This is a genomic window from Dactylosporangium salmoneum (assembly GCF_039532525.1).
Lineage (GTDB): Bacteria > Actinomycetota > Actinomycetes > Mycobacteriales > Micromonosporaceae > Dactylosporangium > Dactylosporangium salmoneum.
Genome location: NZ_BAAARV010000096.1, coordinates 1 through 3587, shown reverse-complemented (window position 1 = coordinate 3587; position 3587 = coordinate 1). Strand labels below are relative to the sequence as shown.

2 protein-coding genes and 1 pseudogene are annotated in these 3587 nt (G+C 75.2%); 2 read left to right on the top strand and 1 reads right to left on the bottom strand.

Annotated features, from left to right (window positions below):
* Positions 1-1173 (top strand): annotated as a pseudogene (locus ABD352_RS47050) (RNA polymerase sigma factor); the annotation flags it as partial.
* Here ABD352_RS47050 and ABD352_RS47045 read toward each other — a convergent pair.
* On the bottom strand, positions 1170-3131 hold the full coding sequence (locus ABD352_RS47045; protein ID WP_344619149.1) for a hypothetical protein: 1962 nt from the start codon (positions 3129-3131) through the stop codon (positions 1170-1172). The pseudogene ABD352_RS47050 and the gene ABD352_RS47045 sit on opposite strands and share 4 nt — an antisense overlap.
* 224 nt (positions 3132-3355) lie before the next feature.
* On the opposite strand from ABD352_RS47045, the gene ABD352_RS47040 reads away from it, so the two are divergent.
* A partial coding sequence (locus ABD352_RS47040) for a transposase (protein WP_344619148.1) occupies positions 3356-3587 on the top strand: 232 nt, incomplete at its 3' end.

The window sequence follows — 3587 nt, the reverse complement described above, 5'->3', positions numbered from 1 at the left end:
CCTCGCCGCCACCGTGCGGGTCACCCGCGACCTCGACCTGGCCGAGGAGTGCGCCCAGGACGCCTTCGCGCGGGCCCTGCAGGCGTGGCCGGCCACCGGCGTGCCGGAGCGCCCCGGGCCTGGCTCACCACCGTCGCCCGCAACCGGGCCCTCGACCTGCTGCGGCGGGAGCAGCTGCTGCGCCGCCGGCTGCCGCTGCTCATCACCGGCGAGGAGGCCCCGCCCGCCGACGAGGACGACGACGACCGGCTGCGGCTCATCCTCACCTGCTGCCACCCGGCGCTGTCCCGGGACGCGCAGGTCGCCCTCACCCTGCGCCTCGTCTGCGGGCTGTCGACGGCGGAGGTGGCCCGGGCCTTCCTCGTCGCCGAGCCGGCCATGGCAGCCCGGATCACCCGGGCCAAGCGCAAGATCGCCGCGGCCCGGATCCCGTACCGGGTGCCCGGCCCCGACGAGCTGCCCGGCCGGGTCAGCGCCGCCTGCGAGGTCGTCCACCTCGTCTTCACCACCGGGCACACCGCGCCCGGCGGGGAGCGGCTCCTGCGCGACGACCTCCTGGACAGCGCGGTGGCGGTGGCCCGGATGCTGCGCCGGCTCCTGCCGCGCGACGCGGAGGTCGCCGCGCTGCTGGCCCTGCTGCTGCTCACCGACGCGCGGCGGGCCGCCCGCACCGGCCCCGGCGGACAGCTGCTGCTGCTCGCCGAGCAGGACCGGGCCCGCTGGGACGCCGGGATGATCGCCGAGGGCGCGGCGCTGCTCGGCGAGGCGCTGCGGCGGCCGCCGACCCGGTGGGCGGTCGAGGCGGCGATCGCGGCCGTGCACGCCGAGGCGCCCACCTGGGCCGCGACGGACTGGGCCGAGATCGCCGGGCTGTACGACGCCCTGCTCGCCCTGTGGCCCAGCCCGGTCGTGCGGCTCAACCGGGCCGTGGCCGTCGGGTTCCGCGACGGGCCCGCGGCCGGCCTCGCCGCCCTGGAACCGCTGCTGGCCGAGCCGGCCCTCGCCGGCTACGGCTACCTCGCCGCCACCCGGGCCGACCTGCTGCGCCGCCTCGGCCGGGCCGGGGAGGCGGCGCTGGCCTACGAGGAGGCGCTGGCGCTGACCGGCAACGAGGCCGAGCGGGCCTTCCTCGCCGGGCGCCTCGCCGCGGTCCGGGACGGCCCCGCCCGCTAAGGTCTGTGTCGAAGTCCGGTTGTGGTGCCGGGCTTGATGAACAGTCCGGGGTGTGCGTCTCGTCGTTCCGGTGTGGTCCTGGCCACTGGTGTGGTGGTGGGGCTCATCCGGGGTTGTCGAGGGCTCGTCCCGAAGGTTCGCCGAGCGCCCTGCCGCCAGCCGTGCTGGCCGGTGGCGGGCTGCGGCCGCCGCGGCCGTCCACCGTGTTGGTGGGGGTCGGGGTGGTGGGTTCCGGTTGACTCGGTCAGGGCTCCTTGCAGCCCTTCGTTGATGGCCTCGACCCCGTACCGGTCGAGGGTGGCCTGTGCCGCGTCCCAGTCGACCCGGGCGGTGCTGGGCTGGGCCGGGTCGGTGAGCACGGTGTGCGCACCGATCAGCGCGGCAACCAGGTCGCGGTCGCCGGCCAACCCACAGCCGGGACATTGGTGGCGGCGATCGGCGAGGCGTTTCGGGACCCGGTGGCCGCAGAGGCAGTGCTGGGTCCAGGCGGTGTGCCGGGTCCCGGCCCGCACCAGCCCCGGCCCGGCCCCCTGCCCGGTGTGGGCGGCGACGGCGGTGGTTTCGCGGCGCAGGGCGGCCAGGAGCATGCCGGGGGTGAAGGCGTGAATCCCGCGTCCCCACCGACGCGCCCAGGAGCGGATGTCGGTGTCCTCGACCAGCAGCCCGGCGCCGTGGACCGCGACCAGGGCCGCGGCGGTGATCCGGGCGCGGGTGTGCCCGGCCCTAGTGCGGGCAGCACCGTCGGCCGCGGCACGCCCTCGCAGCCGCTGGTAGGTGTTGGTCAGGGTGTCGCGCCGGTACGCACGGACCGGTATCCCGGCGGTGTTGGCGACCCGCGGCCCGCCGGGCACGGCGGTCTGCACCGGTGGCAGCCCGGCCGCGTGGCGGCGGTCGGCGCGGCGCTGCTGGCATGGTGAGAGCCGGTATTGGGTGGGGTTGGCGGCGCGGCGGGACCGGTCCAGGGCCCGCTGGCGGCGCCGCTGCCGCAACCGCTGCGCGGCCAGGACGGCGTCGTGCTCGCCGGTACGGGCGATCCGGCTGGCCGCCAAGCTGCCGTCCGGGCCGGTGGGGACGGACACGACGGTCAGGTTGGACACGTTGACGTCCACCCCGCCCCGCCGCAGCAGCTGCCCAGCCGCCTGGCGGCGCTGGGTGACGGCGGGTGAGGTGTAGCCGGGGCCGAGGACCATCAGGTGCGCCTCGTACCGCCACCCACCCGCCGCGCCCGGATCGCGGTACCGGACCAGGTCGACCTTGTGCCAGCGGTCGGGGTCGGCGAGGTAGTGCTCCAGGACCGGCCTTCGGCCCGGGCCTTGCGGCAGCCGCACCGGCACGACCAGGTCACCTCCGCCGAGGCCGGTACACACGATGGCGAGGGGGCCGTCGTGCTCCCACCACGACCGCACCGGCTTCCCACTGGCGGCGGTGGCGGTCACGGCCGGCATCCGCCGCGGCTGCCACAGCCGGCCAGCGTGCCCGAACGCGGCACGATGCCCCGCTAGGCTCCCCACCAGCCGGAACGTCTCCCACTTCCGGGCACGGGTATGCGAACGGGCCCGGCCCGGGATCGTGGCGAACTCCCACCAGCCCCCAGGGCGGGGACGGCCGTGCCGGCGGCCAGAGGCATCGGGGAAAAGATGCCGCTCAGTCGCCTCCCACACCCCATCGGCCAGATGCATCGCCAGGGCCTTGGTCAGATACCGCCGCACATGCGGCGCACCATCCACATGCCGGTAGGCGGCGCGCTCCAGCCCGCTACGCGACAACCCCAACCGGCCCCGGACCGCGTCCGGCCCAGCCGCCGCCCGCTCACGACACGCCGCCCAGTAGGCGTCGACCCGGGCCCGGGCGTCACGCTGGACCGCCCGCCGGATGGTGAACGCGGCCGCGAACACCCGCTCCAGCATCTGCCGTACCCGCGGTTCGTGGACGTCCAGCGGCAGGCGCAGCACCGACACCGGACCCTCACACTGCCACGGCACCGCCCGGTTCGGCCCCCGCCGCCGTGGTCCTGCCCCCGTCACACATCGACACTACCCAACGCCACCACCGGCCGGAACCGCGACACATCCTGCGGACAGAAGCGTCGATGACACAGACTTTGATACGCACCCTAGTAGTGCTTTGTTAGGTTCGGCGTGTCGTGGGGTCGCTGGGCGGGTGCGGGTAGTTTCATGTGTCGGTGACCCCTGACGAGCTTTCGGTGGTGCGGCAACGTTTGGAGGCGTTCGCGGCGGAGGTGTTCGTGTCGTTGGCCCGGTCGGATCAGCGGGCGAAGGGCGTGACGTATCTGCGTGGGTTGTTGCTGGATGGGCGGCGCAAGTCGATGCAGCCGATGGCGGAACGTCTCGGGGTCGATCATCAGGGGTTGCAGCAGTTCGTGACGACCTCGACCTGGGATACCGCTGCGGTGC